We start from the raw sequence: 25,681 nt of genomic DNA on the forward strand, positions 1-25,681 counted from the left end.
GCGGCGTTGTCGCACGGCTTCTCGCGGCCAGCGCGGGGCGCTCGGCGCGATAGGTGGTTGCGCGGGGATCGGCCTCCGGTCTGCAGATCCGGCTGTCGTGACGCGTTTCGAATGTCATGATCAATGCGCGCCGAGCGAGCTGCCGCGACGGGCGCAGGCCGGACCCGGGCCGCGCATGTAGTAGCGCTCCGGCCGATAGGTCGGCGCGATGAACTCACGGATGGCGGCGGCATAGCCGGCGATGTGGCCCCAGAATTTCATTTTACTCAAGTCCCTGTCCCGATTTTCGGATGTCCCGTCCGATTGCGGGGATCATAGTGTCGAGGCGTGAATAGTCGGTGAACACGATGTTAATCTTTGGTCGAAAACCCCATGCTTCGTGGCCGGAATGCGGCTGTTTGGGGGTCTTTCGGTGTGGTTCGTCGCCATTTCCGGCATTGTGACTTTTGCATCACATATGTTTCGTCTGGATGTCGCTTGGGCGCGGTTCTGTTTCAGATTTGGCGAGCCTCTCGAAATTTCCATGCTCGCTGCCGAAATGCCCCTGGTTGCGCGCCCGGAACCGGAACGGGCCTTGCCCGTTCTCGCTTGAACCGCATCGCGCAGGAGTTCGCCATGGCACCTCGCCCGGCCTGGAAGGGCTATCTGAAACTGTCGCTGGTCACCTGCGCTGTCGAACTGACCAACGTCGTCACCCACGCCGAAAAAGTTTCGTTCCGGGTGCTCAACCGCAAGACCGGCAACACGGTCAAGCGCATCTATGTCGATTCTGAAACCGGCAAGCCGCTGGGCGATGGCGACGAGATCAGGGGCTATGAGGTGAGCCCCGGTGAGTTCGTCCATATCGAGGACGAAGAGATCGAAGCGGTGCAGATCGAGTCCTCGCACACGATGGCGCTGGATGGCTTCGTCGACAAAGCCTCGATAGAGCAGATTTATCTCGACACGCCCTATTATGTCACGCCCGCCGACAAGGTGTCGGAGGAGGCCTTTGCCGTCATCCGCGATGCCATGGCGGACAAGAAGATGGCCGGGCTGGCGCGCGTCGTGCTCTATAGCCGCGAGCGGCCCGTGGTCATCGAGCCGCGCGGCAAAGGCATGGTGCTGACCACCTTGCGCTACGGCAACACGGTGCGGGAGCCGGAGAGCATCTTCGGCGACATCAAGGCGGTGAAGACCGACCAGGAGATGACCGATATGGCCGAACGCATCATCGACAAGAAGAAGGGGAAGTTCGATCCGTCGACATTCGAGGACAAGTATGAGGACGCGCTGCTCGAATTGATCCGCGCCAAGAAGGCCGGCAAGAAGGCGCCGAAAGCGCAGGCCGCGCCCAAGCCGTCCAATGTCGTCAATCTGTTCGACGCGCTGAAGAAGAGCCTGTCCGATGGCGGCCAGGCGGAAGGCCCGGCGAAGAAGGCCAAGCCGGCGGCAAAAAGCGGCAAGGCGAAAGCTTCTGCGCCCAAGCGCAAGTCGGCTTGAGGGTCGGCGCCGTGGCCAGCCTCGAACAATATCAGTCCAAGCGCGATTTCAAGAAGACGGCCGAGCCGGCGGGCAAGGTCGCGCGCGGCAAGCAGCCCGGCGGCATCTTCGTCGTCCAGAAGCACGACGCGACCAGGCTGCACTATGATTTCCGCCTCGAGCATGAGGGCGTGTTGTGGAGCTGGGCGGTGACGCGGGGCCCGAGCCTCGACCCGCACGAGAAGCGGCTGGCCGTGCATGTCGAGGACCACCCGATCGACTATGCCGGCTTCGAGGGCACCATTCCCAAGGGCGAGTATGGCGGCGGCACCGTCATCGTCTGGGACGAAGGCACATGGACGCCAGAGATCGACCCGGCCAAGGCGATGAAGAAGGGCCATATCGACTTCGAACTCAACGGCCAGAAGCTGAATGGGCGGTGGCATCTGGTCAGATTAAGACCCCGCCCGGGCGAAAAGCGCGACAACTGGCTGCTGATCAAATCCGACGATGCCGCCGCCCGCCCCGGCGAGGATATCCTGAAGGACGCACCGAAATCGGTGAAGTCCGGCCTGACCATCGAAGAGGTCGCGGAAGGCAAGACCGCCGACGGCAAGAAGCCGAAGGTCTGGCACTCCAACAAGCCCGCGGCATCCAGCAAGGCGAAAGCCGGCAAGCGCCTCGACTTTGTCGAGCCGCAGCTGGCGACGCTGGAGCGCGAGGCGCCGCCCGGCGAGGACTGGCTGCATGAGGTGAAGTTCGACGGGTACCGCATGCAGGCGCAGATCGCCGGCACGGAAGTGCGGCTGCTGACCCGCACCGGCCTCGACTGGACGGAGAAATTCGGCCCTGAGATCGTCGCGGAACTGGCCCAGCTGAAATGCAGCGACGCCATCATCGATGGCGAGATCGTCGTGCTCGCCGACAGCGGCGTTTCATCCTTCTCGCTGTTGCAGCAGGATCTCTCCGCCAATCGAACCGACCGCTTCACCTACTATGTGTTCGACCTGATGCGGCTTGACGGCAAGGATTTGCGCCGCGAGCCGCTGGTCGAGCGCAAGCAGGCGCTGCAGGAGCTGCTCGGCGAGACGGCCGAAAATGCCCCCGTCCGCTTCAGCGACCATTTCGCCGAGCCCGGCAAGATCATGCTGCAGCACGCCTGCCGCATGGGCCTTGAAGGCATCGTCTCCAAGCGCGCCGATGCGCCCTACCGCAGCGGCCGTGGCCCAAGCTGGGTGAAGTCGAAATGCACGGCCCGCCAGGAATTCGTCATCGGCGGGTATCTGCCCTCGGACAAGACCGGCCGCGGCCTGCGCTCGCTGCTGGTCGGCTACCACGAGGGCGGCAAGCTCCACTATGCCGGCCGCGTCGGCACGGGCTTCACAGCCAGGAGCGCCACCGATCTGAAGAAAAAACTCGATGCGCTGAAGGCAGACGCCTCGCCCTTTGCCGCCGCCGTGCCGAAGGGCAAGGGCCTGGTCTGGGTCAGGCCCGAACTTGTCGGCGAAGTGGAGTTCCGCAGCTGGACCTCGGACCGTATAATACGCCACGCGTCGTTCCAGGGACTGCGCGAGGACAAGCCGGCGGAGGAAGTCGTGCAGGAAAAGCCATCGAAGGCGGCGAACAAGGCAAAGCCGGCGGCAAGCAGCGCCGGCAAGGCCGCCGGGGCTAAGGCGCCCGCGACGATTACGACCAGCGTAAAACTATCCCATCCCGACAAGCTGCTGTGGCCCGAGGAGAAAATATCCAAGCAGGACTTGCTCGAACACTACGCGCTGGTCTGGCCGCGCATGGAGCAGTTCATCGTCAACCGGCCGCTCAGCCTGGTCAGGGCGCCGGATGGCATCGGCGGTCCGCGCTTCTTCCAGAAACATGCTTCGGCCGGCATGAGCGACAAGATTGCCCGCATGAAGGACCCGACCGATGGCGAGGAAATCCTGTTCATCCGCGATTTCGACGGCCTTGCCGCTCTGGTCCAGTACGGCGTAGTCGAGGTCCACATCTGGGGCTGCAAGATCGATGAGCTGGAAAAGCCGGATCAGATCATCTTCGATCTCGATCCCGACGAAGGCGTCGACGTCAAGGCGGTGCGCGAGGCCGCGCTCGACATCAGAGGCAAGCTCGACGATCTGTCGCTGCCGAATTTCGTCAAGCCGTCAGGCGGCAAGGGCTATCACGTGCTGGTGCCGCTGAAGCCGTCGGCGGATTGGGAGGCGGTCAAAACCTTCTCGCATGATTTCGCCAAGGCGCTGGAGCAGGCCGCGCCCGACCGCTACACGGCGACGCTGTCGAAAAAGGCGCGCACCGGAAAAATCTTCGTCGACTATCTGCGCAATGGCAGGGGCTCGACCACCGTCGCGCCCTACTCTTCCCGCGCCAAGAAGGGCGCGACGGTCTCGGTACCGGTGACGTGGGCGGAGGTTGAGAAGGGGCTAGCGCCGAATTCCTTCCCGATCGGCGACAAGACGACGCTGAAGGAATTGGAGAAGGCCGATCCGTGGGCGGATTTCTTCGAGCAGGCGAAGGTGCTGAAGCGGGGGTGAGCGTCGCGCGCCTCACCTGCTACGCAAGCGTTCCGTCACACCCCCCTCTGTCCTCAAGGGGGGAGATTGGCAGCTTCGAGGCGCAGCTCACCTTTACGATGTTCGAGATTGGCGAAAGCTGTTGAGCGCGTAATCTCCCCCCTTGAGGGGGAGATGGCCGGCAGGCCAGAGGGGGGTGCTGTCCCGCCAGCGTCGCCCAATTAGCGCTGCCGAACCTCTACGCCAAAAACACCCGCTCGAACGCCTGCTTCCCCGGCGGTGAAAACACCACCGCGCGGCTGTCCTTCTCCCGCCTTGCCCATTTCTCCGCCAGGATCTTGTCCAGAATAGCCGCGCCCAGCGTTCCCGCAAGGTGCGAGCGGCGCACGCTCCAGTCGAGGCAGGCGCGGCAGACCGGCCGGCGCGGCTTGGCGCCGACGTCGATGCCGATGGCCGAAAAATGCGAGGCTGCTGCTGGCCCCAGCCTCATCTCAATGTCGTCGCGCAACAGGATGCCGCGCGCGACGAACCGGTCCAGCATCGCCACCGCCTGCTCGCCGGCGAGGTGGTCGTAGCAGACGCGGGCCACGCGCATGGCGCCGTCGCGCGGGCCGGGCCGCACCCGCTTGGGGCCGACCGCTTCGGCCACCCCGGTGATCGCCTCGATCATGCCGGCAACCTGCGGCCCGGCGAGGCCGTAATAGCGATGCCGTCCCTGGCTGGCCAAAGTTAAAAGCCCGCCCTCCATCAGTTTCGACAGATGCGAGGACGCCGTCGGCAGCGAGACGCCGGCCTCCAGCGCCAGTTCGCTCGCCGTCAAAGCCGTGCCGCCCATCAGCGCATTCAGCATGTTTGCCCGCGCCGGATCGCCGACCAGGCTGGCGATGCGGGCAATGTCGGGTCCTTCACGCATAGTTAGGCCTCCATCGAAGCATTCTCGTCAGATAAGCATTATTGTCGGGCGGGATCAAGGAGAACGCCGATGCCAACCGCTTCCGCCCCACTCGCCAGCCGCCGGCCGTTCCCGTTCGTCACCTGGCTGCAACGGCGGCTTCTCGCCCGCTGGTACGACCGCCATCTGCAGCGGCTAGATCTCGCGGAGGTCAACGACCATCTGCTGCGCGATCTCGGCCTGACCCGTGAGGATGTGCGCCGCGAATGCGCAAAATCCTTCTGGCAGGCCTGACCGCCAGCGCTTTTGCTTAGCAGACCCTGCGGCACAACGTTTCGACGCCGCTCGAACTATCGATGCGAAACCCAAGGAGATCACGATGACCATCACCTGCTTCATCCGCTATGAGATCGACCCGTTCGGCAAGCCGGCCTTCGAGCAATATGCCAAGGCCTGGGGCCAGGCGATCCCGCGCTGCGGCGCCGATCTGATCGGCTACTACGCCCCGCATGAGGGCTCGGCCACCACCGCCTACGCCGCCTACAGCATCGACAGCCTCGCCGCCTACGAAGCATATCGCGCCCGTCTCGCCGCCGATCCGGCGGGCAAGGCCAATTACGAATTCGCCCGCCGCGAAAAGTTCATCTTGAAAGAGGACCGCATCTTCCTGAAGCTGGTGTCGGGGCCGCATGGACCGCGGCAGCTGTTCCAGACCGCGGTCAAGGAGGAGATATGATCGCTGTCATCTTCGAGGTGCAACCGGCTGAGGGAAAGCGCGATGCCTATCTCGGTATCGCTGCCGAACTGCGGCCGCTGCTCGACGGCATAGACGGTTTCATCTCGATCGAGCGCTTCCAGAGCCTGGGCGATCCCAACCGGGTCCTGTCACTGTCCTTCTGGCGCGACGAGGAAGCGGTGAAAGCCTGGCGCAACACGGAAGAGCACCGGCAGGCGCAGCATGCGGGCCGCGGCGGAATATTTGCCGGCTACCGGCTGCGGATTGCGCATGTGCTGCGGGATTACGGGCTGACGGAGAGGGACGAGGCGCCAGAGGATAGCAGGGCGGTGAATGGGTGACTAGGTATCGGCGTCGCGCCAGGCCCCCTCATCCGGCCGCTTCGCGGCCACCTTCTCCCCGCTGGGGAGAAGAGACTGGCGCAGGCTTCGAAAATCTCCTCTCCCCTCGGGGAGAGGTCAGCCGAGCGAAGCGGAGGCTGGGTGAGGGGGCGCTTGGCGCTCACGCATTCCCGATCAGCACCCCGGCCGCAAACACCAGCGCCCCGCCCAGCACCACCTGAAACGCCGCGCGCAGGAACGGGGTTTGCATGTAGCGGTTCTGCACGAAGGCGATCGCCCACAATTCGAAGAACACCACCACGGCCGCCACCGCCGTCGCCGTCCAGAAATGCGGGATGATGTAAGGCAGCGCGTGGCCCAGCCCACCCAGCGTCGTCATGATGCCGACGGTCAGTCCGCGCTTGATGGGCGAGCCACGCCCCGACAGCTTGCCGTCGTCGGAAGCGACTTCGGTAAAGCCCATCGAAATGCCGGCGCCGATCGAGGCGGCGAGGCCGACCAGCAGCGTCTGCCAGGTGTCGTGGGTGGCAAACGCCGCGGCAAAGATCGGCGCCAGTGTCGACACCGAGCCGTCCATCAGCCCGGCCAGTCCCGGCTGCACATAGGTCAGGATGAACTGGCGCTGCTCGGCGCTGGCTTCCTCGTCCTTCACCTCGCCCGGCACGAGTTTCTGTTCCAGCCGATGCGCCGAATTCTCATGGCTTTGCTCGGCCGTGGCCAGGTCGCCGAGTAGTTTCCGCGTCGAGACATCGCCGGTGCGCTTGGCCGCCTCGACATAGAAGCGATAGGCCTGCCGCTCCATCTCTTCGGCTTGGCGCCGCACATGCTCGATGCCGAGCGGCCGCACCAGCCAGTCGGGCTTGCGCTCGTAATAGCCTTTCACGTGCTCGCGGCGCAGCAGCGGAATGCGCTCGCCGAAACGTTTGCGGTAAAGCTCGATCAGGGAATCGCGATGGCCGTCCTCCTCCGCCGCCATCGCCTCGAACACTTTCGCCGATTGCGGAAAACTGTCCGCCAGCCCGTCGGCATAGGCGCGGTAGATGCGCCCGTCATCCTCTTCGGATGAAATTGCCAGCGCCAGGATCTCCTGTTCCGACAGCGTTTCGAAAGGACGGCGGCCGAAACCGAAGACACGGGAAAGCATGAGAAATTCACCCCAGTTTAGAACAATTCTAAACTAGGCGCTGCAATCTCCGCGGTCAATCACCAGTCAAGAAATGTTGAAGCGCCGGATTGCAACGCGCCCTTCATTATCGGCAAATGTTCACCTATATGGGTCGCGACACGCAAAGCGAAAGGTATCCAAGAGATGACGGCAAAGCCGCACGACCACTTCGATCCGAAACCCGTCCTCGATCTTATCGCCAGCATCGAGGCCGATTTGCAGCGGCTGAAAGGCCTGGTCGAACAGCAGGTCGAAAAATTCGACCCCGCCAATCCGCACAACAAGGCGCCCGACGGCAAGCTGACCGAGGAGGGCGTCGAATGCTGCTACCGCCTGTTCGACGAAGGCAAGTCGCGCTATTCGGTCGCCCAGCAGATGAAGATCTCGTTTGCCGCCGCGACGCACCGGTTCAACTCCTGGCGCAAGGCGGGCGGGCCGAAGCGGCAGAGGGCATTGCTGGGATAATTGGCGAAAGCCAAGGCGAAACCCGATCTCCCCCCTCGTGGGGGAGATGGCCGGCAGGCCAGGGCTGTCCCGCCGACCTTTCCCTGCCTAAAGCCCAGCACCGGCACCGTTCAGGATGCGCGTCCAAGCCCAGCCGCAATCACAATATGCTGGCAGACATTGTCGACGTCGCGGATGACGTCGTCATTCCAGAACCGCAGGACGGTCCAGCCATCTTGTTCGAGGTGCGATGTCCGCGTTTCATCACCGGCAGCCGCGCCGGCGTCCGCATGCGGGGAGCCATCGACTTCGATGACCAGCTTCTTCTCCGGGCAAGCGAAATCGACGATGTAGGCGGCAATCGGAAATTGTCGCCGGAAGCCAAGCCCCATCAGCCGGTGGGCACGAAGTTCGTTCCAGAGCTTGAGTTCGGCTGGCGTCAGGACTTTGCGCATCGATCTGGCGTTTGCGCGACGTCGAGGCGGTAGAGGCGTGTGCGGCATTACGATGCTCGGTGGTTGCCGAGGCTTGCGCTCTATGGCGCCCCCCTCTGTCCTGCCGGACATCTCCCCCACTTGGAACCCACTTGGGGGGAGATTGGCTGTACTTCCTAAGGCGTCAGTTCAATTTCCTCCGTCTCGCCGCCATTGCAGGTGTAGCAGCAATCCTCGCATCTTTCCTTGTTGTTGGGGCCGACGCCCCAATAGGTGCCCTCGTCGCCGTCGACCCAGGCGCCGTAGCAGATGGACTCGCCCTCGTCGCACGACACCGGGATCTGCTTGGTCTCGCCATCGTCGAGATAAAAATCCTTGTCATTGCCCGGCCAGACATAGTCGCGGTCCTGGCTGTAGAGCTCGAGGCGCATGGCGTTGGGATGGCTGTTCTTGACGGCGAAGGTGATGTCGGCTGCGTGCGCTGCCGGCGCAAACAGCGCGGCAAGCGAGAGCGCGACGACGACGCGGCGCAGACAAGTGAAAGACATGGTGTTTCCCCCGAGGCAAATCGGCCCCCCGGCCGAGGGAACCAGCATCGCATGATGGCGGCTGACATTGAAGGGGAGCGGCTGACTGATTTTGGGGTGATTGGCGAAGGCGGCGGAGCGCTAATCTCCCTCCTCGTGGGGGAGATGCCTGGCAAGGCAGAGGGGGGCGCTGTCCCGCCGACCTCTCATTCCTGCAGCCGCGTCATTTCAATTTTAGGCTTGCTGATCCATACGCTGGCGATCCTTCGCGCCCCCCTCTGTCCTGCCGGACATCTCCCCCACGAGGAGGGAGATCAGCAGCTTCGGCGCCCCGCCCCTCACTCAACCAGATCGATCGTCTCCGTCGTCTTCTCCACGCAGATGAAACAGCACGTATCACACGGCTGGTCATTATCCGGCCCGACACCGGCAGAGATATTATCCTGCCCATCCACCCAGGCGCCGTAGCAGATATTCTCGCCCGGATTGCACGAGATCGGCACCGACTTCTGCGAGCTCGGCTCGATCAAAAACACCTGGTCGCCGCCCGGCCACGACATCCTGCGGTCACGGCTGAACAGCTCCACCGCCACAGCCTGCTTGCGCAAATTCTTGACGAAGAACGCCATATCGGCGGCGTCGGCGGAGGTGGTGAGGAGAAGGGCGGCAAGGGTGAGGCGGAGCATGATGGGCGGTCCCGAATCGGAGACGGGAACTAGAGCATGAGCGGAGAAGCGACGCGAGGCGGTCGAGCGGGTAATCTCCCCCCTTGAGGGGGAGATGGCCGGCAGGCCAGAGGGGGTCGGTCCGACCGGGCTCAACCTTGTTGCCTTGTTGCGACAGATGAAGGCTAGCGCTTCACGCGAGGCGACCCCCTCTGTCGCCTTCGGCGAGGTGGAACGCATGTAATGTATCCTTTGCCGGGAGGAGAATACTCCAGGGTGGAGTGCTCCCAAAGCCGGTCTCCCTATCTCAAGGGCCAGCGCACCGCCACGCACGGTGTTGGACGAGAGCGTCCGATCACCGGCTACCGCGACGCCTACAAGCGGTGCGTTGTTAAATTGCTAGGGCTGGTGGCAAACAATTGAATCAGCCATATTAGAAACGCACGATTCGAGTTCGATTCGGATCGCCGCCTTCTCGCGACATTGCCCTTTAAGCCCGGGGCGACTGCTCCGAGGAAGGAGGTGATTGCGATGCAGATGCGATTTGTGTGGGACGAAGCTAAAACCGTCTTTGTGCGGGAATACCTTCGTCTCAGATACGGACGATGGGAGACGGTTGTCTCTCATTTTCGTAGGCCGCCACGGTGCAACGTGGCGACCTACTAAGGTATCGAAGTGAGACGGGGCGGGCGGATCCACAAGGGGCCGCCCGCTCATTTTTTAGCGCACCACGAATCAAAAGCGGTGTCGAGTCCAATTCGTGTCATGGCCGGATTCGACCGTCAATAACTAATCCGCTACTAATTAGTTATGACGAAGGGGCAACAGAAGGCTTCCCCGCTCAATCCGAGTTTGCCTCCAGAGACCATCAAGTATCTGAAGCGGCTTACAAAGACGGGCGTACACGGCAAGACCGCGAGTGAGGTAGCTCGAGTGCTAATCTGGGATCAGATCAAAATGCTGATCCGGGAGGGTGTCATCGATTGGGACAAGGGAGACATCGATGAAGACAATTAGCGCTGGACTGGGAATCCCGCGCGTTGCCCGGCAAGGAATGAAAACACAGGTGTGCACTATTACGACTCTCACAGAATCGTGTAAACATTCTCTGGCCCGTTTTGGCGAGGGGAGGCATACATTCTAAGACGAATTGAGTTTGAAAACTTTAGAAAGCACTCTAAATTCCGCGTTGTCTGCAAAGAGAGAAATGTCTTTGTAGGCCCCAACAATGCTGGCAAGTCCACTGTCCTCGACGCGCTTCGGTTGTTCGCAGACGTTGCACGCTATGCAGAATACAGACTCCCAGTTCTGAAGACACAAAATCCGTACGGCGTCTGCGCGACGTACGAAATGACCAACAAGAATTTTTGCCTCCCAATAGCGAACATACCGACGAACGATTCTGAGAACGATGTTATAGTCTCTATATATCATGACAATGGTTCGGCTCTCCATCTTGTTTTGAACATCGATCGCCAGCCAATTGTTTTTATCCAATCAGATAACAGGGCAAGGAGCACGAAATCGTATTTCAAAGAGTGCTTTCCGGAATCTATAGTTGTTGTTCCGACCTTAGGCCAGTTTGAAGAGACGGAGAAACCAAACGGTCTCGACTACGTTAAGAGCGTCGAGCATACGAGACTTGCGGCAAGGAATTTTAGAAACATATGGCGACAGAAAAGCCACCGCGAATTTCAGGAATTCTCGACTCTAGTCGAAGGAAATTGGAAAGGGATCGAGGTTCGGAAGCCAAAGGTAGTTGTCGGGGTGCCATCAACGCTGGAGATGATCTATCTCGAAAACGAGTACCCGCGAGAAATATATTTGTCGGGTTTTGGATTCCAGGCGTGGATGCAAATTATGACCCATTTTCTTCGAGGGTCGGGAGGAGACATTCTCGTTTTGGACGAGCCAGACGTGTATCTCCATGCGGACCTTCAGAGAAAGCTGTACAGCATTGCCAAAAAAAGATTTTCTCAGATATTTCTTGCCACGCACTCTGCGGAGATCATGAACGAAGCAAATTCGGGCGACGTCGTCCTGGTAAGGACAGAATTTCAGACCGGAAAACGAATCACGACGGAAGAAGGCTACCGGAGCGCGCATGCACTGTTGGGGTCATCCGAAAACGCTGACTTTGCCCGTCTTTCCAGAGCCAAAAGAATAATAGCATTCGAGGGAAATGATCGCTCCATCTATCGCAGGTTTGAGCAGATGCTGATTTCGGATGGGGTATTTAGCGACCCTGATACGATGCTGCTTAAAATTGGTGGGTATGAACAATGGCCTCGGGTCGGAAATTTGCCGTGGGCATTTCAGGAGTTGTTTGGAATTCAGCCAAAGATCGCTGCGATCTTTGACAGGGATTATAGATGCTTGGAGGAAATTGAAGGCCACGAACAGAAGCTTAGAAAGTCAGGGGTTTTTTGCCACGTCCTCCGGCGCAAGGAGATCGAGAACTACGTCATCGCTCGCGATGCGGTCTGCAGAGCCGCGGAAAAAGCTGCCAAGAAGAAGAATAAAATTATAGGAGACGATTGGTTAAGTGAGTTGCTGTCTTCCATCTCTTCCGATTTTCGAGAGGACTGCCTTATAAATGTTCAATCTTCCACGAGCAAATACTACCAACTCAAGCGAGATGCGAGAGACACTCAAACTATTCTAAAGTTGGCTAAGAGCGAATTTGATAAAGATTGGGCGACGCGCGGGTTCGGCTATCGGATTTCGGGAAAAGAATTCTTTCTGCTTTTAATCGAGCGCTCGACGAGGCCTTCGGGGTCTCTATCTCGTTGTTTCAGGTTTTGGATGAATTCCACGCGTCAGAACTCGATGTGGAATTCTGTGACATGCTTACAGAAGTAAATCGATATTTCGCTGAGGAGTAGTTCGATCGACTCGCCGCTACGCAGAGCGCGCCTTCTCCACCTTGCAGCTTCAACGCCGCGCTGGCGGGAGGCCCGACGCCTCCGGCAGCTCCCCCCGCTTTCGAAGCCTGTCATCGATCCACCAGATCGATGACTTGGCGCGCTGTTGCGCCAAGCGGCTTCTTAATCCCCCATCTTCAAGGCCTGGATAAACGCCTCCTGCGGAATATCCACCTTGCCGAACTGGCGCATCCGCTTCTTGCCCTCTTTCTGCTTGTCCAGCAGCTTGCGTTTGCGCGAGACGTCGCCGCCATAGCACTTCGCGGTGACGTCCTTGCGCAGCGCCGAGATGGTTTCGCGGGCGATGACCTTGCCGCCGATGGCGGCCTGGATCGGGATCTTGAACAGGTGGTTCGGGATCAGCTCCTTGAGCTTCTCGCACATCTGGCGGCCGCGCTTTTCCGCCGCCGTGCGGTGGACCAGCATGGACAGCGCGTCGACCGGCTCTTCATTGACCAGGATCGACATCTTCACCAAATCGCCTTCCTTGTAGTCGGTCAGATGATAGTCGAAGGAGGCGTAGCCCTTGGAGATCGACTTCAGCCGGTCGTAGAAGTCGAACACGACTTCGTTGAGCGGCAGGTCGTAGATCAGCATGGCGCGCTTGCCGACATAGGACAGGTCGGCCTGGATGCCGCGCCGGTCCTGGCAAAGCTTCAGGATGCCGCCGAGATAGTCGTCGGGGGTCAGGATGGTGGCGCGGATCCACGGCTCCTCGATGGCCGAGATTTTCACCACGTCGGGCATGTCGGCGGGGTTGTGCAGTTCCTTGACCGAGCCGTCATTGAGCAGCAGCCGGTAGACGACGCTCGGCGCGGTGGCGATCAGGTCGAGGTTGAACTCGCGCTCCAGCCGCTCCTGGATGATTTCGAGATGCAGCAGGCCAAGGAAGCCGCAGCGGTAGCCGAAGCCGAGCGCGGCGCTGGTTTCCATTTCATAGGAGAAGCTGGCATCGTTGAGGCGCAATTTGCCGACGGCGGCGCGCAGATCCTCGAAATCGGCGGCGTCGACCGGGAACAGGCCGCAGAACACCACCGGCTGCGCCGGCTTGAAGCCGGGCAGCGCATGCGCGGTCTGGCGCTTGTCCTCGGTGATGGTGTCGCCGACGCGGGTGTCGGCCACTTCCTTGATCGAGCCGGTGAAGAAGCCGAACTCGCCGGGGCCGAGCTCGTCGACATTGATGCGGGCGGGCGTGAACACGCCGGTGCGCTCGACCAGATGCTTGGCGCCGGTGCCCATCATGCGGATGGTTGCGCCCTTTTTCAAAACGCCGTCGATGATGCGCACCAGAACGATGACGCCGAGATAGGCGTCGTACCAGCTGTCGACCAGCATGGCTTTCAGGGGTGCCGAGGCGTCGCCTTCGCGCGGCGGCGGCAGTTGGTGGACGATTGCCTCCAGCACATCGGGAATGCCCAGACCCGTCTTGGCCGAGATCAGCACGGCGTTGGAGGCGTCGATGCCGATGACTTCCTCGACCTGCTCGCGGATGCGCTCGGGCTCGGCGGCCGGCAGGTCGACCTTGTTCAGCACCACGACGATCTCGTGATTGTTGTCGATGGCCTGGTAGACATTGGCCAGCGTCTGCGCCTCGACGCCCTGGGAGGCGTCGACGACCAGCAGCGAGCCCTCGCAGGCGGCGAGCGAGCGCGACACTTCATAGGCGAAGTCGACATGTCCGGGCGTGTCGATGAGGTTGAGGATATAGTCCTCGCCATTGTTGGCGCGGTATTTCAGCCGCACGGTCTGCGCCTTGATGGTGATGCCGCGCTCGCGCTCGATGTCCATCGAGTCCAGCACCTGCTCCTTCATGTCGCGCAGCTCCAGCCCGCCGGTGGACTGGATCAGCCGGTCGGCAAGCGTGGATTTGCCATGGTCGATATGGGCGACGATGGAGAAATTGCGGATGTGGTCGAGAGGCGTGCTCATGCCGCGCGCTTTAGCAGGGGCGGGTTGCAGGGGCAAGCGGGGTGGCGGTGCCCTTGCCTTCTCCCCTTGTGGGAGAAGGTGGATCGGCGCGCAGCGCCGAGACGGATGAGGGGTGTTCCAGCTTGACGCCGGCGTTCTTTCACCGCCATGGCTGCAAACTGACATCCCTTACATAAGCGATTATCGTGGTGCAGACGCTGTCCATGTCTTTCAGGACATCGTCGTTCCAAAAGCGCAACACACGAAAGCCTCTCGCCTCCAGTTCCGTTCTACGGGCCTGGTCTGACTCTGAGTCCGCATGCTGACTCCCATCGATCTCGATGATGAGGAGTGATTCAAGACAAAGCGAAATCGGCGACGTATTTTCCAACAGGAACTTGGCGCCGAAATTTGATCCGATCGAGCCTGCGGTCACGTAGTTCGTGCCACAGTTTGTCTTCCGCCTCCGTCATTTCACGTCGGAGCGAACGGGCAAAGTTTCGTTTGGCAGGAGCGACGGGCTGATGTGGCATGACGTTAGATTAACCAACGTCTCACTCCGCTGGAACACCCCTCATCCGTCTCGGCGCTTCGCGCCGATCCACCTTCTCCCACAAGGGGAGAAGGCAACGACGCGTCCGCCCCCAATCACGAAGCGGTGAACCATGTAACGAAGCCTCGGGCAGCGACGAAGTGTGGGATGAACCCGCCGCAACGGAGACCCCCGATGACTGGACTTAACCCAAAACGCGCCGGCATGCTGGCTGCCGCAGGCGCGGCGCTGATGATGCTTGGCGGCACCGCCTTCGCCCAGCCGCTCACCGTGGTCGAATTGTTCACCAGCCAGGGCTGTTCGTCTTGCCCGCCGGCCAATGCCAACCTGATCAAGGTCAAGGACCAGCCGGGCGTTCTGGCGCTGTCGTTCAACGTCACCTACTGGGACTATCTCGGCTGGAAAGACATTTTCGGCCGCGAGGAATTTACCCAGCGCCAGGTGCGCTATGAGCCGTCGCTCGGCCGCTCCGGCCCGTTCACGCCGCAGGTGGTGGTCAATGGCGGTGCCGATGCGGTGGGCGCGGCATCAGGCGAGATCGAGCAGCTGATTTCCGCAAGTGGCCGCACGAACGGGCCGACGCTGTCGCTCGACGGCGGCAAGATCAGCATCGGCGCCGGTTCCGCGCCGGCCGGCCGCGCCGATGTCTGGCTGGTCCGCTACAACAAGGGCGTCGTCGAAGTGCCGGTGGCGCGCGGCGAGAACACCGGCCGCACGCTGCCGCATGCCAATGTCGTGCACTCGCTGGAGAAACTCGGCAGCTGGAGCGGCGACGCCACCACGCTGCCGCTGCCGGCGGCAAGCGGCGGGCTGAGCACCGCGGTGCTGGTGCAGTCGCCGGGTGGCGGGCCGATCCTGGCTGCAGCCGCCGACTGATTCTTTTTCTACGCAACGCCGCTAGCGCGGCATAACCGGGCTCGCATCCGCGCGCCCTCTTCAAGGAGGAAATACCATCATGACCAAGACTCTGACCGCGCTCGCCCTTGCGCTTTCGATGACCGCCTTCGCCGCCGGCGCCCGTGCCGACGAAGCGACCAACGCCATGAAGCCGGCGATGGCCACCGAGGCGATGAAGCCCGCGACCGATGCCATGGCGCCGGCGACCGATGCCATGAAGCCCGCCGATCCGATGGCGACGAATGCGATGAAACCCGCCACCGACGCCATGAAGCCGGCCGATGCCATGAAGCCCGCAACGGATGCGATGAAGCCGGCGGACGCCATGGCGCCCGCGCAATAAGGCTTGGTCCCATGGCCCGGCCGCACAATGGCCGGGCCGGCGCACGGCAATTTGAGAAACCTGGCGGGACGTTCTGTCGTATAGTCTTCGCCACCATCAAGGAGATCAGACATGACCGGCATTGCAAGGACGAGAACGCCGATCTTCAAGAGCGCGCTTGCCGCGCTCATCGTCGCGGCCGCGGCGGCCGCCTTCTGGCAGAGCCCGGCGCGCTCGGCCGAGGACGCGGTGGTGATCCCGCCGCCGGCAGTGGACGAGAAGGCCGCCAGCGGCAGCGAGAAGGCTATCTTCGCCGGAGGCTGCTTCTGGGGCGTGCAGGGCGTGTTCCAGCACGTCAAGGGCGTGACCAAGGCCGTCTCCGGCTACACCGGCGGCGCCAAGGATGACGCCGTCTACGAAACGGTGGGCAGCGGCCGCACCGGCCACGCCGAATCGGTCGAGATCACCTACGATCCGTCCAAGGTGACCTATGGCCAGCTGCTGCAGGTCTATTTCTCGGTCGCCCACAACCCGACGCAGTTGAACTTCCAGGGCCCCGACTCGGGCACCCAGTACCGCTCGACCATCTTTGCCGAGAATGGCGAGCAGCAGAAGATCGCCCAGAGCTACATCGCCCAGCTCGACCAGGCAAAAGTGTTTGCCAAGCCCATCGTCACCACGCTGGAGACGGGCAAAACCTTCTATCCGGCCGAGGAATATCACCAGGACTTTCTGACGCTGAACCCGACCTACCCCTACATCGTCTACAACGATCTGCCCAAGGTGGCGAATTTGAAGGCGCTGTTCCCGGGGTTGTATAGCGAGAAGCCGGTGCTGGTGCTGGCGGGGAAGAGCTGAGGGGCGATAGGACTTGGCCGGACGCAGAGAGCGGCGACGCCCTACCTGAGACGCCAGTGGGACAGCACCCCGCTCTGCCCTTCCGGGCATCTCCCCCTCAAGGGGTGAGATTGGCAGCGTCGCTGACGGTGCTCATCTTGCAAGGTTGGCGAAGGCCGCAGTGAGGAGCTGATCTCCCCCCTTGAGGGGGAGATGGCCGGCAGGCCAGAGGGGGGTGCCTCGCGCAAACCGCGATTAGAGAGCCCTTCAATCATACGTCAGATCCGTCGCCTTGCCCCCAAACACCCGATACGCATAGAACGAATAGAAGATGATCACCGGCAGCACGACCACCGTGCCGGCGAGGATGATGGCCAGGCTTTCCGTCGCCGACGCCGCCTGCCAGATGGTCAGCCTGTCGGGCACCACGAAAGGATAGAACGACCAGGCAAGCCCGGCAAAGCCGAGCGCGAAGATGGCGGCGAGCGTCAGGAACGGCCGCAGCGCGTGGCGATCGTCGGGCTTGGGCAGGTGGAAGGTCTGCCGCCACAGCCACAGGAACAGCAGCGCCGACAGGATCGGCAGCGGCGACAGATAGAGCATTTCGGGCCAGACGAACCATTTGGCGAAGATGCGCGGGCTGGCGAATGGGGTCGCCAGCGACACCGCCGCCATGCCGAGCGCGGTCAGCACAAGGGCCGTGCGCAGCCAGGCCACCGCCTTCCTCTGCAATTCGCCCTCGGTCTTGTAGATGACCCAGGCAGCGCCCATCGCTGCATAGGCCGCCGACAGGCAGAGCGCCACCAGCGCCCCGAAAGCGATGCCGCCAAAGCCGACATCGAGGCCAAGCACATAGACGCCGAGCATATAGCCTTGCGCCAGCGAGGCGATGACGGAACCGAGGAAGAAAATGCGGTTCCAGCGGTGCTTCTTGCCGGCGGGCACCTTGGCGCGGAAATCGAAGGCGACGCCGCGCAGGATGAGGCCAACCAAAAGCACGAAGACCGGAATGTAGAGCGCGGTGAGGATGACGCCATGCGCCAGCGGGAAGGCGACCAGGAGCAGGCCGACGGCCAGCACCAGCCAGGTCTCGTTGGCATCCCAGAACGGGCCTATTGCCGCGATCATGGTGTCCTGCTCGGCATCTTCGGCGACCGAGAACAGGATGCCGATGCCGAGATCGAAACCGTCGAGAATGACGTAGATCAGGATGGCGAGGCCCATCAGGCCGGCGAAGATCAGGGGCAGCGCGGTTGGCCAGTCGAAGGTCATCGGTCTGTCATCCCTCTCATCAACGGTTCTGCCCTTCGCTATGGCTCCGGGCGTTCGTCATTCGAAAAGCCAAATCGTTGGCTTTTCATCCGCTACGCGGACCATTCCTCACTCCGCTGCGGCCGGTTGCGACATCGCCGTCTTCATCACGCCCGGCAGCGGCGAGGTATCGCCGTCCTTGGCCGCTTTCAGCGCCAGGTGCACCAGCACGCCGAGATAGGCGATCAGCAAAAGCACATAGAGGAGGAGATAGATGGCGAGCGTCAGCGCGACATGGCTGCCGGCGACCGGGCCGATAGCGTCGGCGGTTTTCAGCACGCCGGTGACCAGCCAGGGCTGGCGGCCGATTTCGGTGGTGTACCAGCCGGCGAGCGTCGCCAGCCAGCCGGAGAGCGCCATCGGCACCATCAGCATGGCCAGCGGCTTGGGCAGGCTGTGGCGGCGCTTGAGGAAGAAGGTCGCCGACCACGAGACGATGAGCATCACAATGCCGGTGCCGACCATGATGCGGAAGCCCCAGAACACCGGGAAGACCGGCGGATGCAGGCCGGGATAGTCGTTGAGCCCCGGCACGATGCCGCTGGTGGAGTGACGCAGCACCAGGCTGGCGCCGTCGGGAATGGCGATCTCGAATTTGTTTTCCTTCGCCGCCTCGTCGGGCAGCGCAAACAGCACCAGCGGCACGTTGGGGCCGGTGTTCCAGTTCGCCTCCATGGCGGCGATCTTCTGCGGCTGGTGCTCCAGCGTGTTCAGCCCGTGCTGGTCGCCGGCGAAGATCTGGATCGGGATCAGGATGGCGGCGGTGAAGACGCCGGTGCGCAGCGCCTTCCACATCGATTCCGACCGGTCGCCGGTGAGGTAGCGCAGCGCCGACAGGCCGGCGATCAGGAACGACACCGTCAGGCCGGAGGCAAGCAGCATATGCGTCAGACGGTAGGGCATGGACGGGTTGAAGACGATCGCCCACCAGTCGACGGGATGCGCCTTGCCGTCGATCATCTCGAAGCCGGCCGGCGTCTGCATCCAGGAATTGAGCGCAATGATCCAGAAGGCCGACAGCGTGGTGCCGCTGGCGACCAATACCGTCGCCAGCGTGTGGACGCGGTTGGAGACGCGGCGGAAGCCGAACAGCATGATGCCGAGGAAGGCCGCTTCGAGGAAGAAGGCGGTGAGGATCTCGTAGGCAAGCAGCGGCCCGGCGATGTTGCCGACCTTTTCCATATAGCCCGGCCAGTTGGTGCCGAACTGGAAGCTCATGGTGACGCCGGAGACCACGCCCATGGCGAAGGACAGCGCGAACACTTTCACCCAGGTGAAATAAGCGCGCATCCAGGCGGAATCATTGGTGGCGTTGTAGCGGAGCTTGAAGAACAGCAGCACCCAGCCAAGCGCAATCGTGATGGTCGGAAACAGGATGTGGAACGAGATATTCGCCCCGAACTGCATTCGCGACAGGATGAGCGGGTCCATGCGGGCTCCGGCTGCTGTTTGTTGGCGCAGAATAGGCGGCGGATGCGGTCCGGTCAAAGCGGCTTGGCGTCACGCGGGGCGCGTTGTCGCAGCAGATGGGATCAAACCGTCAGCGCCCCGACACCCCCATGACGAAACGGCAAAAGGGGAACGTTTGTCCACAATTGTCAGCAGCGGCATTGACTTCCGAGCCTGCGCACCGACATTCAGCGCAATAATAATCCCCGCCTCTTTCAAACAGTCGTTTTCGGCCTCATGTCTTCCACGAATTTGCCTTCCATCATTTCGATTTCCGGGGTCACCAAGACCTACGCCACCGGCTTCAAGGCGCTGAAGGAAATCAACCTCGACATCGAACGCGGCGAGATTTTCGCGCTGCTGGGGCCGAACGGCGCCGGCAAGACGACGCTGATCTCGATCGTCTGCGGCATCGTCAACCGTTCGTCGGGAACGGTGACCGTCGACGGCCACGACATCAACCGAGACTACCGCGCGGCGCGCAGCCTGATCGGGCTGGTGCCGCAGGAGCTGACCATCGACGCGTTCGAGAGCGTCTGGGCAACCGTCACCTACAGCCGCGGCCTGTTTGGCAGGCCGCCCAATCCGGGCTTCGTCGAAAAGGTGCTGCGCGACCTGTCGTTGTGGGACAAGAAGGACGCCAAGGCGATCACGCTGTCGGGCGGCATGAAGCGGCGGCTGATGATTGCAAAGGCGCTCTCGCATGAGCCGCGCATCCTGTTCCTCGACGAACCCACGGCCGGCGTCGACGTCGAACTGCGCCAGGACATGTGGGCGATGGTGCGACGGCTGCGCGACGACGGCGTCACCATCATCCTCACCACGCACTACATCGAAGAGGCCGAGGCGATGGCCGACCGTGTCGGCGTCATCAACCGCGGCGAGATCATCCTGGTCGAGGGCAAGGCCGAACTGATGCGCAAGCTCGGCCGCAAGCGCCTGATCGTGGAATTGCGCAACCCGCTCCCCGCCATTCCCGGTGCATTCTCGCACTACGCGTTGGAGCTGTCGGACGATGGCACACAGCTGACCTACACCTATGACAACCAGAGCGAACGCCCCGGCGTCGCATCGCTGCTGCGCGAACTCGAGACGGCAGGCATCCAGTTCCGCGACATGGACACGCAAAACAGCTCGCTCGAGGAGATCTTCGTCAATCTGTTGAGGCAAGAGCCATGAATTGGCGAGCAGTATGGGCGATCTACCGGGTCGAGATGGCGCGTGCGTTCCGCACCGTGCTGCAGAGCATCGTCTCGCCGGTGATCTCGACATCGCTTTATTTCGTCGTCTTCGGCTCGGCCATCGGCTCGCGCATCACCGAGATCGACGGCATCAGCTACGGCGCCTTCATCGTGCCCGGCCTGATCATGCTCTCACTGTTGACGCAGTCGATCTCCAACGCCTCCTTTGCCATCTATTTCCCGAAATTCGTCGGCTCCATCTACGAGCTCTTGTCGGCGCCGGTGTCGTATCTGGAGATCGTCATCGCCTATGTCGGCGGCGCCGCGACCAAGTCGATCATCCTCGGCTTGATCATCCTGGCGACGGCCTCGCTGTTCGTGCCGCTCACCATCCAGCATCCGTTCTGGATGCTGGCCTTCCTTGTCTTGACGGCGGTGACCTTCAGCTTGTTCGGCTTCATCATCGGCATCTGGGCGAAAAGCTTCGAGCAATTGCAGCTGGTGCCGCTGTTGATCATCACGCCGCTGACCTTCCTCGGCGGCAGCTTCTATTCGATCAACATGCTGCCCGAGACCTGGCGCACGGTGACGCTGTTCAACCCGGTCGTCTACCTGATCAGCGGTTTCCGCTGGAGCTTTTACGGCAAGTCCGATGTCTCGGTCGCCGTCAGCCTCGGCATGACGGTCGTGTTCCTCGCCATCTGCATCACCATCGTCGCCTGGATCTTCCGCACCGGCTACCGGCTGCGCAACTGACCCTGCCACTCTAAATCAGGCGATCGCCCATGCGCCGGTCAAATCAACAGTTTTCCTGGGGGCAAATTGGCCACGTTGGCCGCCACGCTTCTTGCTAGATCGCCTTGATGAGGCGCAGCAACCCCAGCATCTCGATCAGCCTGCCCTCGCGGAAGGCGATGTAGGTCGGTTCTTCGACGCCATGGAAGCGGCGCTTGAACGCCGCCTGGCCCTTGAGGTTGAACTTGCTGCGGTTGACCCAGGGCGACTCATAGGCCCGCTCGAAGGCGTTGCGCCAGAAGCTCAATTCGGCAAAGCTGTTGGCTCCGACATCGAGCATCGGCGACAGGCCGAGCGTGACGACCGAAATGCCCTCATTGCGAAACCGGTCGACGGCGAATTTGGTCAGCCCGATTTCGGCATGCGGCGAGGCATCGATGTGCTTGCGCTTGAACGAGGTGGTATAGCCGATCACCTTGCCATCCCGGAACATCGGATCGAAATCGAGCAGAGCGACGAGCTCGCCTTCCGGGCTGTAGAGCACGAAACGGCGCATATCGATGCCGAGATGATCGGCAAAGGGGCGGTTGAGGAACGCCATCTCCCAGCGCTTGACGATGCGGTCGGCCCGCCAGTTCTGTGACAGGCGCTGGACCTCGTCGAGATAGACCGCTCCTTCGCCAAAGGAAAACCCCTTCTTCAAGAGCCAGCGTTCGGAATAGCGCACGGTTTCGTTGCGCTTGCCGGAAAAATCGTGAGCCGGCAGCTCCAGCCGCGTGTCGACGCCGAGGCGGTTGACCTGGTAGCCAAGCCCTGCCAGAACGCGCGCCGTCGGTTCGCCGATCTGCACGAACCACGGGCTGTCGGCGGCTTCGACAAAGCGCCTGATATAGTCGGGCCGATCGGCCGGATGGGCGACCGGGTCACCGAGCGCGAAATGGTGCTTCATCTTGGTGCCGAAGGCGATGTAGCCGTCGGCGTCGCCGAAATAGGACAGTTTTTGCTGCACGGCGGTCGAATAGGCCAGCGAGAAGTCGCCGTGCTGGCGGACAAGCGCCAGCCGCTCGACATGCGAAAAATCCTGGCGCGGCACCTTGGCTGCGGCGCCCTCCAGCAGTCTGTCGAGAAAGATGCGCAAGGAGGGCATGGTCGAGCTTCCGCGTGCCGATGATAAACAGAGGCTTGCCCCCAAGGCCTCGAATCAGTCGCATTGACGCGACCTCATTATCGATCATATCGCCCCTGTGCCATATGGGACGTGCCATATAGGACGGGTCCCCATGGCGCACCTGAAAGGAAATCTCGACCGAATGGCGGCTACGACAAGCGAAACGATGCCTATCGTCCTGGGGCCGAAAGGACCCGACTATACGGTTATCGTCATCGGCGCCGGCGCGGCGGGGCTGGCGGCCGCCGACGCGCTTGGCCGGCGCGGCGTGCGGGTCGTCGTGCTTGAAAAGGAGCCGCGGATCGCCGAACCGTGGCGACGGCGGCACGAGAAGCTGACCCTCAACACGCATCGCGCGCTGTCGACCCTGCCCGGCCTTGCCTATCCGCCCCGCACCGCCGCCTTTCCGAACAAGGATGCCATCGTCGGTTATCTCGAGGATTTTGCCCGCGCGCGCGGCATAAGGGTCGAATTCGGCACCGCCGTCGAGCGGATCGAACGCAGAGGCAATGGCTGGCTCGTCCATACGGGCCGGGAAACGCTGAGCGCCCGCAATGTCATCGTCGCCACCGGCCGCGACCGCTTGCCATGGACGCCGGACTGGCAAGGCAAGGCGACTTTCACCGGCAAACTTGTCCACGCCGCCGATTTCGGCACAGCACAGGACTATGTGGGCAAAAGCGTGCTGGTGGTCGGAGCCGGAAATTCCGGCTTCGACGTGCTCAACCACCTCGTCCGCGCCGACACCAAGGCCATCTGCTTGTCAGCCAGGCAGGGTCCGTCGCTGATGCCGAAACGGATCGGCAAGGTCGCCGTGGCGCGCTTCGGCGGTTTCATGGCGATGCTGCCGACGTGGATTGCCGATGCCGCGATTGCCGCGACGCAGCGGCTGGTGTTCGGCGACCTCGCCCGCTTCGGCCTGCCGCCGGCGCCGAAGGGCGGCGCCAGCCGGCTCGGCGTCGAGCAGATCGCTATTGCCGTCGACGACGGCGCCGTCGCCGCGCTGAAGGCCGGACGGATTTCGGTGGTGGCGCCGGTGGCGGCTTTCGCAGGCGCCGGCGTGCGGCTGAACGACGGCACGGTGCTCGAGCCGGATGTGGTGATCGCGGCAACCGGCTATCGCACCGGCCTGGAGGCCATGCTGGGCGATCTCGGGGTGCTCGACGCCAAGGGCGTGCCGAAGGCCAATGGCGGCACCCCGAGCGGCCAGCCCGGCCTGTGGTTCATCGGCATGCGGCCAAGCCTGACCAGCTATTTTCACAGCGCCGGCCTGCAGGCCGAAGCGATTGCCGGTCAGATCGCCAAGGGGTTGTAGACGAGCGCCTCTGGACGGAGAACCACCGCACTTCGGGCTGCTGCTGTGGCGCGGACTAGGTGGTTCAACGCATCTGCAAGACGGGATCGAATATCCTGGCGATTGGGCGAAACGCCATCCCGTCGTCATCCACGGGCGAAGCAAGGAGCGTAGCGACGCGGCGCAGACCCGAGGATCCATGCCGTGACTTCTGAGCTACGCTGCGTTGCAGGTTCTGCTCCGCTGCTTCCACGGCCAAGGCATGATCCCTGGGTTTCCGCGACGGAGCTTCGCTCCTGCTTCGCCCAAGGACGACGAAGTTGAGATGCTTGCGACCAACCTCCAAAGCAGGCGCTTGAACTCGTTCATTGCATCATTATATAACATGTTATACTTATCCAGCATGCGGATCACCCATGGAAGACATCATTCGATCCCTTGGCTACCTCACCCTCGGCAGCAGGCTGAAGCGTATCGGCGAGCAGTTGCAGGCCGATACGCAGCGCATGCTCGATGGGCTGGAGGTGCCGGTGCAGTCCAGCCAGTATCCTCTGCTGGCCGCGCTCGACCGGCTCGGGCCGCTGCCTGTCGGCGAGCTGGCGCAGTCACTGGGGATCACCCAGCCGGGGGTGACGCGCAGCGTGGCGCTGCTGGCCGAGTTGGGGCTGGTCGAGGCCGCGCCATCGAACGACGACCAGCGCCGCAGGATGATCTCGCTGACCGCGAACGGCCAGCGCCTGGTCGATAAGGCGAAGCGAGACGTTTGGCCGCGCATCGAGAACGCCGTTGCCGACTTGTGCAAAGGCCTTGCAGGGCCGCTTCTCGAACAACTCTCGGCAATGGAGGACGGCCTGGCGGCGGCCCCGCTCGACCGTCGTGTGAAACAGGATGTCGCGCCATGAGCCATGTCCTCGATCGTCCGGTCTGGAGCGCGCTCGACACGCGGCATCGGATCTTTGCGTATGGCGACAGGCTCGCCAGGCGCTATCCCTCCTCGATCGTCCCCTTCGCGGCTTCCGGGGCAGACGACGCTGAGAGCCTGCAGGCGCTCGCAAGCCTCATTCCTGCAGGTGAGAGCGTGTTCATGCTCCAGGCGGACCCCATTGCCTTGCCGCCGGAACTGACCGCGACCGTGACCGCCTTCGGCGTTCAGATGGTTGCCGAGGCGCCATTGCCTTCCGTGTCGGACGAGCGTGTACAGCAGCTGACGCAGGACGACGCGGCCGAGATGCTTGCTTTGGCGTCACTGACCAAGCCCGGCCCGTTCACGCTCAAGGCGCTGAGCCTCGGCGAGTTCTGGGGCGTGAAGATCGACGGCCGGCTGGCGGCAATGGCCGGCGAGCGCATGAAGCAGCCCGGCTACAGCGAACTCAGCGGCGTCTGCTCGCATCCCGAATTTCGCGGCAGCGGCCTCGGCCGGCTGCTGTCGGTGTTCGTGGCCAACCGAATTTTTGCGCGCGGCGAAGTTCCCTACCTGCATTCCTATGCCAGCAATGCCAACGCGGTTGGGTTGTACGAATCCATCGGCTTCAGGCTGCGGGCAGAGATGAATGTGGCCGTCGTGCAGCGCGCCGGCTAGAGGCCTTTGTTTTTTACGCAATTTCGGACGGAAACCGCTTCACACTTTTCTGGAATTGCTCCAGGCCGCCTTGCAGGCCTCAGGCTGATTTCGGCTCCAACCGGCGAAAACCCACGGTTTCCATAAGCATATCTTCCTCGACCATGCCGGCATTGTGCAGCGCAAGCAGGTTCAGCGCGATCTCCCGCGCATCCGCGGAATCGGGATGCACGTCGCGCCTGCGGCAGGCTTCGTCGAACACGCGTTGCAGCCTGGCGATGTCGTCGGGTTTCAGCAGGCCACGGTCATAGACGGACTTTGGCATGGCACTCTCCTCCAGAAGAGGTAGGGCGCCAT

Annotated in this window: 28 protein-coding genes; 15 read left to right on the top strand and 13 right to left on the bottom strand. The window is 62.2% G+C overall.

Annotated features, from left to right (window positions below; all coding sequences use genetic code 11):
- Positions 1 to 120: 120 nt before the first annotated feature.
- Positions 121 to 270, bottom strand: a complete 150-nt coding sequence (locus ACYG9V_RS04710; RefSeq protein ID WP_196813601.1) for a hypothetical protein — start codon at positions 268 to 270, stop codon at positions 121 to 123.
- Between the two features lie 345 nt (positions 271 to 615).
- Between ACYG9V_RS04710 and ku the strand changes: the two genes are divergently transcribed.
- Together ku and ligD are read left to right on the top strand one after the other, a co-directional pair.
- Positions 616 to 1,482, top strand: coding sequence for a non-homologous end joining protein Ku (ku, locus tag ACYG9V_RS04715; RefSeq protein ID WP_023681243.1), 867 nt, complete (start codon positions 616 to 618; stop codon positions 1,480 to 1,482).
- 11 nt (positions 1,483 to 1,493) lie between these two features.
- Entirely contained in the window at positions 1,494 to 4,004 is a 2,511-nt protein-coding gene (gene ligD, locus ACYG9V_RS04720) for a DNA ligase D (RefSeq protein ID WP_352764698.1), read from the top strand.
- Between the two features lie 217 nt (positions 4,005 to 4,221).
- On the opposite strand, the gene ACYG9V_RS04725 is transcribed toward ligD, so the two are convergent.
- Positions 4,222 to 4,896 carry an ArsR/SmtB family transcription factor gene (locus tag ACYG9V_RS04725; protein ID WP_352764700.1) on the bottom strand — a complete coding sequence of 225 codons (675 nt, stop codon included), beginning with the start codon at positions 4,894 to 4,896 and terminating at the stop codon, positions 4,222 to 4,224.
- 69 nt (positions 4,897 to 4,965) lie between these two features.
- On the opposite strand from ACYG9V_RS04725, the gene ACYG9V_RS04730 reads away from it, so the two are divergent.
- The 3 genes from ACYG9V_RS04730 to ACYG9V_RS04740 all read left to right on the top strand — a co-directional run bounded on the left by ACYG9V_RS04730 (position 4,966) and on the right by ACYG9V_RS04740 (position 5,952).
- Positions 4,966 to 5,169, top strand: a complete 204-nt coding sequence (locus ACYG9V_RS04730) for a DUF1127 domain-containing protein (RefSeq protein WP_352520690.1) — start codon at positions 4,966 to 4,968, stop codon at positions 5,167 to 5,169.
- Between the two features lie 85 nt (positions 5,170 to 5,254).
- Positions 5,255 to 5,611: an NIPSNAP family protein gene (locus ACYG9V_RS04735; protein ID WP_023692959.1), complete on the top strand. Its 357-nt coding sequence runs from the start codon at positions 5,255 to 5,257 to the stop codon at positions 5,609 to 5,611.
- Positions 5,608 to 5,952 carry an antibiotic biosynthesis monooxygenase family protein gene (locus ACYG9V_RS04740; RefSeq protein ID WP_352764703.1) on the top strand — a complete coding sequence of 115 codons (345 nt, stop codon included), beginning with the start codon at positions 5,608 to 5,610 and terminating at the stop codon, positions 5,950 to 5,952. Before ACYG9V_RS04735 ends, ACYG9V_RS04740 begins: the two co-directional genes overlap by 4 nt.
- A 160-nt stretch (positions 5,953 to 6,112) precedes the next feature.
- Here ACYG9V_RS04740 and mbfA read toward each other — a convergent pair whose 3' ends face one another.
- The gene (gene mbfA / locus ACYG9V_RS04745; RefSeq protein ID WP_352764705.1) at positions 6,113 to 7,096 is read right to left on the bottom strand and encodes an iron exporter MbfA; all 984 of its coding nucleotides are present in this window, start codon (positions 7,094 to 7,096) and stop codon (positions 6,113 to 6,115) included.
- Between the two features lie 165 nt (positions 7,097 to 7,261).
- Here mbfA and ACYG9V_RS04750 point away from each other — a divergent pair, with 165 nt between their 5' ends.
- The gene (locus tag ACYG9V_RS04750; RefSeq protein ID WP_023681249.1) at positions 7,262 to 7,582 is read left to right on the top strand and encodes a hypothetical protein; all 321 of its coding nucleotides are present in this window, start codon (positions 7,262 to 7,264) and stop codon (positions 7,580 to 7,582) included.
- A gap of 110 nt (positions 7,583 to 7,692) precedes the next feature.
- Here the strand turns inward: ACYG9V_RS04750 and ACYG9V_RS04755 are convergent, their stop codons facing one another.
- From ACYG9V_RS04755 to ACYG9V_RS04765, 3 genes are all read right to left on the bottom strand, one after another.
- Complete coding sequence (locus ACYG9V_RS04755; RefSeq protein WP_031203649.1) at positions 7,693 to 8,064, bottom strand: endonuclease domain-containing protein; 372 nt, start codon at positions 8,062 to 8,064, stop codon at positions 7,693 to 7,695.
- Positions 8,065 to 8,171: 107 nt separating this feature from the next.
- Positions 8,172 to 8,543 (bottom strand): hypothetical protein, encoded by a 372-nt coding sequence (locus ACYG9V_RS04760; protein ID WP_023681251.1) that lies wholly within the window; start codon positions 8,541 to 8,543, stop codon positions 8,172 to 8,174.
- 317 nt (positions 8,544 to 8,860) lie between these two features.
- Positions 8,861 to 9,208: a hypothetical protein gene (locus ACYG9V_RS04765; protein ID WP_352764708.1), complete on the bottom strand. Its 348-nt coding sequence runs from the start codon at positions 9,206 to 9,208 to the stop codon at positions 8,861 to 8,863.
- 1,128 nt (positions 9,209 to 10,336) lie between these two features.
- On the opposite strand from ACYG9V_RS04765, the gene ACYG9V_RS04770 reads away from it, so the two are divergent.
- Positions 10,337 to 12,049, top strand: coding sequence for an ATP-dependent nuclease (locus ACYG9V_RS04770; RefSeq protein WP_352764781.1), 1,713 nt, complete (start codon positions 10,337 to 10,339; stop codon positions 12,047 to 12,049).
- Positions 12,050 to 12,234: 185 nt separating this feature from the next.
- Here the strand turns inward: ACYG9V_RS04770 and lepA are convergent, their stop codons facing one another.
- From lepA to ACYG9V_RS04785, 3 genes are all read right to left on the bottom strand, one after another.
- Entirely contained in the window at positions 12,235 to 14,040 is a 1,806-nt protein-coding gene (gene lepA, locus ACYG9V_RS04775; RefSeq protein WP_023673259.1) for a translation elongation factor 4, read from the bottom strand.
- A 139-nt stretch (positions 14,041 to 14,179) separates the two neighbouring features.
- Positions 14,180 to 14,455: an endonuclease domain-containing protein gene (locus ACYG9V_RS04780; RefSeq protein WP_348528089.1), complete on the bottom strand. Its 276-nt coding sequence runs from the start codon at positions 14,453 to 14,455 to the stop codon at positions 14,180 to 14,182.
- Positions 14,376 to 14,552, bottom strand: coding sequence for an endonuclease domain-containing protein (locus ACYG9V_RS04785; protein WP_348528088.1), 177 nt, complete (start codon positions 14,550 to 14,552; stop codon positions 14,376 to 14,378). The genes ACYG9V_RS04780 and ACYG9V_RS04785 overlap by 80 nt, the downstream gene beginning before the upstream one ends.
- Positions 14,553 to 14,746: 194 nt before the next feature.
- Here ACYG9V_RS04785 and ACYG9V_RS04790 point away from each other — a divergent pair, with 194 nt between their 5' ends.
- The 3 genes from ACYG9V_RS04790 (at position 14,747) to msrA (ending at position 16,649) form a co-directional block, all read left to right on the top strand.
- Positions 14,747 to 15,448 carry a DUF1223 domain-containing protein gene (locus ACYG9V_RS04790; RefSeq protein ID WP_023755324.1) on the top strand — a complete coding sequence of 234 codons (702 nt, stop codon included), beginning with the start codon at positions 14,747 to 14,749 and terminating at the stop codon, positions 15,446 to 15,448.
- Positions 15,449 to 15,527: 79 nt separating this feature from the next.
- Positions 15,528 to 15,812, top strand: a complete 285-nt coding sequence (locus tag ACYG9V_RS04795) for a hypothetical protein (protein ID WP_352764709.1) — start codon at positions 15,528 to 15,530, stop codon at positions 15,810 to 15,812.
- A gap of 111 nt (positions 15,813 to 15,923) precedes the next feature.
- The gene (msrA, locus tag ACYG9V_RS04800; protein ID WP_352500157.1) at positions 15,924 to 16,649 is read left to right on the top strand and encodes a peptide-methionine (S)-S-oxide reductase MsrA; all 726 of its coding nucleotides are present in this window, start codon (positions 15,924 to 15,926) and stop codon (positions 16,647 to 16,649) included.
- A 246-nt stretch (positions 16,650 to 16,895) separates the two neighbouring features.
- On the opposite strand, the gene ACYG9V_RS04805 is transcribed toward msrA, so the two are convergent.
- Together ACYG9V_RS04805 and ACYG9V_RS04810 are read right to left on the bottom strand one after the other, a co-directional pair.
- Complete coding sequence (locus ACYG9V_RS04805; protein ID WP_023701932.1) at positions 16,896 to 17,900, bottom strand: cytochrome d ubiquinol oxidase subunit II; 1,005 nt, start codon at positions 17,898 to 17,900, stop codon at positions 16,896 to 16,898.
- Between the two features lie 108 nt (positions 17,901 to 18,008).
- Complete coding sequence (locus ACYG9V_RS04810) at positions 18,009 to 19,370, bottom strand: cytochrome ubiquinol oxidase subunit I (protein ID WP_352764711.1); 1,362 nt, start codon at positions 19,368 to 19,370, stop codon at positions 18,009 to 18,011.
- Between the two features lie 270 nt (positions 19,371 to 19,640).
- Between ACYG9V_RS04810 and ACYG9V_RS04815 the strand changes: the two genes are divergently transcribed.
- Together ACYG9V_RS04815 and ACYG9V_RS04820 are read left to right on the top strand one after the other, a co-directional pair.
- Positions 19,641 to 20,567, top strand: coding sequence for an ABC transporter ATP-binding protein (locus tag ACYG9V_RS04815; RefSeq protein ID WP_023748239.1), 927 nt, complete (start codon positions 19,641 to 19,643; stop codon positions 20,565 to 20,567).
- Positions 20,564 to 21,325 (top strand): ABC transporter permease, encoded by a 762-nt coding sequence (locus tag ACYG9V_RS04820; protein ID WP_023736973.1) that lies wholly within the window; start codon positions 20,564 to 20,566, stop codon positions 21,323 to 21,325. Before ACYG9V_RS04815 ends, ACYG9V_RS04820 begins: the two co-directional genes overlap by 4 nt.
- A gap of 94 nt (positions 21,326 to 21,419) precedes the next feature.
- Here the strand turns inward: ACYG9V_RS04820 and ACYG9V_RS04825 are convergent, their stop codons facing one another.
- Positions 21,420 to 22,451, bottom strand: coding sequence for a phosphatidylglycerol lysyltransferase domain-containing protein (locus ACYG9V_RS04825; RefSeq protein WP_460221918.1), 1,032 nt, complete (start codon positions 22,449 to 22,451; stop codon positions 21,420 to 21,422).
- A 133-nt stretch (positions 22,452 to 22,584) separates the two neighbouring features.
- Here ACYG9V_RS04825 and ACYG9V_RS04830 point away from each other — a divergent pair, with 133 nt between their 5' ends.
- The 3 genes from ACYG9V_RS04830 (at position 22,585) to ACYG9V_RS04840 (ending at position 25,345) form a co-directional block, all read left to right on the top strand.
- Complete coding sequence (locus ACYG9V_RS04830) at positions 22,585 to 23,787, top strand: flavin-containing monooxygenase (RefSeq protein ID WP_352764713.1); 1,203 nt, start codon at positions 22,585 to 22,587, stop codon at positions 23,785 to 23,787.
- 395 nt (positions 23,788 to 24,182) lie between these two features.
- Positions 24,183 to 24,668, top strand: coding sequence for a MarR family winged helix-turn-helix transcriptional regulator (locus ACYG9V_RS04835; protein WP_023687520.1), 486 nt, complete (start codon positions 24,183 to 24,185; stop codon positions 24,666 to 24,668).
- The gene (locus ACYG9V_RS04840) at positions 24,665 to 25,345 is read left to right on the top strand and encodes a GNAT family N-acetyltransferase (protein ID WP_352498505.1); all 681 of its coding nucleotides are present in this window, start codon (positions 24,665 to 24,667) and stop codon (positions 25,343 to 25,345) included. The genes ACYG9V_RS04835 and ACYG9V_RS04840 overlap by 4 nt, the downstream gene beginning before the upstream one ends.
- A gap of 79 nt (positions 25,346 to 25,424) precedes the next feature.
- Here ACYG9V_RS04840 and ACYG9V_RS04845 read toward each other — a convergent pair whose 3' ends face one another.
- Positions 25,425 to 25,649, bottom strand: a complete 225-nt coding sequence (locus ACYG9V_RS04845; RefSeq protein ID WP_023687518.1) for a hypothetical protein — start codon at positions 25,647 to 25,649, stop codon at positions 25,425 to 25,427.
- Positions 25,650 to 25,681 lie beyond the last annotated feature (32 nt).

This window comes from Mesorhizobium sp. W016 (genome assembly GCF_054719485.1).

Excerpts from the sequence above, each read along its gene's own strand:
- lepA (WP_023673259.1), bottom strand. The coding sequence starts at position 14,040 with ATGAGCACGCCTCTCGACCACATCCGCAATTTCTCCATCGTCGCCCAT.
- ACYG9V_RS04730 (WP_352520690.1), top strand. The coding sequence starts at position 4,966 with ATGCCAACCGCTTCCGCCCCACTCGCCAGCCGCCGGCCGTTCCCGTTC.
- ACYG9V_RS04835 (WP_023687520.1), top strand. The coding sequence starts at position 24,183 with ATGGAAGACATCATTCGATCCCTTGGCTACCTCACCCTCGGCAGCAGG.
- ACYG9V_RS04825 (WP_460221918.1), bottom strand. The coding sequence starts at position 22,451 with ATGCCCTCCTTGCGCATCTTTCTCGACAGACTGCTGGAGGGCGCCGCA.
- ACYG9V_RS04795 (WP_352764709.1), top strand. The coding sequence starts at position 15,528 with ATGACCAAGACTCTGACCGCGCTCGCCCTTGCGCTTTCGATGACCGCC.
- ACYG9V_RS04735 (WP_023692959.1), top strand. The coding sequence starts at position 5,255 with ATGACCATCACCTGCTTCATCCGCTATGAGATCGACCCGTTCGGCAAG.
- ACYG9V_RS04820 (WP_023736973.1), top strand. The coding sequence starts at position 20,564 with ATGAATTGGCGAGCAGTATGGGCGATCTACCGGGTCGAGATGGCGCGT.
- ACYG9V_RS04765 (WP_352764708.1), bottom strand. The coding sequence starts at position 9,208 with ATGCTCCGCCTCACCCTTGCCGCCCTTCTCCTCACCACCTCCGCCGAC.
- ACYG9V_RS04845 (WP_023687518.1), bottom strand. The coding sequence starts at position 25,649 with ATGCCAAAGTCCGTCTATGACCGTGGCCTGCTGAAACCCGACGACATC.
- ACYG9V_RS04840 (WP_352498505.1), top strand. The coding sequence starts at position 24,665 with ATGAGCCATGTCCTCGATCGTCCGGTCTGGAGCGCGCTCGACACGCGG.
- msrA (WP_352500157.1), top strand. The coding sequence starts at position 15,924 with ATGACCGGCATTGCAAGGACGAGAACGCCGATCTTCAAGAGCGCGCTT.
- ACYG9V_RS04725 (WP_352764700.1), bottom strand. The coding sequence starts at position 4,896 with ATGCGTGAAGGACCCGACATTGCCCGCATCGCCAGCCTGGTCGGCGAT.
- ACYG9V_RS04790 (WP_023755324.1), top strand. The coding sequence starts at position 14,747 with ATGACTGGACTTAACCCAAAACGCGCCGGCATGCTGGCTGCCGCAGGC.
- ACYG9V_RS04830 (WP_352764713.1), top strand. The coding sequence starts at position 22,585 with ATGGCGCACCTGAAAGGAAATCTCGACCGAATGGCGGCTACGACAAGC.
- ku (WP_023681243.1), top strand. The coding sequence starts at position 616 with ATGGCACCTCGCCCGGCCTGGAAGGGCTATCTGAAACTGTCGCTGGTC.
- mbfA (WP_352764705.1), bottom strand. The coding sequence starts at position 7,096 with ATGCTTTCCCGTGTCTTCGGTTTCGGCCGCCGTCCTTTCGAAACGCTG.
- ACYG9V_RS04740 (WP_352764703.1), top strand. The coding sequence starts at position 5,608 with ATGATCGCTGTCATCTTCGAGGTGCAACCGGCTGAGGGAAAGCGCGAT.
- ACYG9V_RS04760 (WP_023681251.1), bottom strand. The coding sequence starts at position 8,543 with ATGTCTTTCACTTGTCTGCGCCGCGTCGTCGTCGCGCTCTCGCTTGCC.
- ACYG9V_RS04810 (WP_352764711.1), bottom strand. The coding sequence starts at position 19,370 with ATGGACCCGCTCATCCTGTCGCGAATGCAGTTCGGGGCGAATATCTCG.
- ACYG9V_RS04750 (WP_023681249.1), top strand. The coding sequence starts at position 7,262 with ATGACGGCAAAGCCGCACGACCACTTCGATCCGAAACCCGTCCTCGAT.
- ACYG9V_RS04755 (WP_031203649.1), bottom strand. The coding sequence starts at position 8,064 with ATGCCGCACACGCCTCTACCGCCTCGACGTCGCGCAAACGCCAGATCG.
- ACYG9V_RS04805 (WP_023701932.1), bottom strand. The coding sequence starts at position 17,900 with ATGACCTTCGACTGGCCAACCGCGCTGCCCCTGATCTTCGCCGGCCTG.
- ACYG9V_RS04785 (WP_348528088.1), bottom strand. The coding sequence starts at position 14,552 with ATGCCACATCAGCCCGTCGCTCCTGCCAAACGAAACTTTGCCCGTTCG.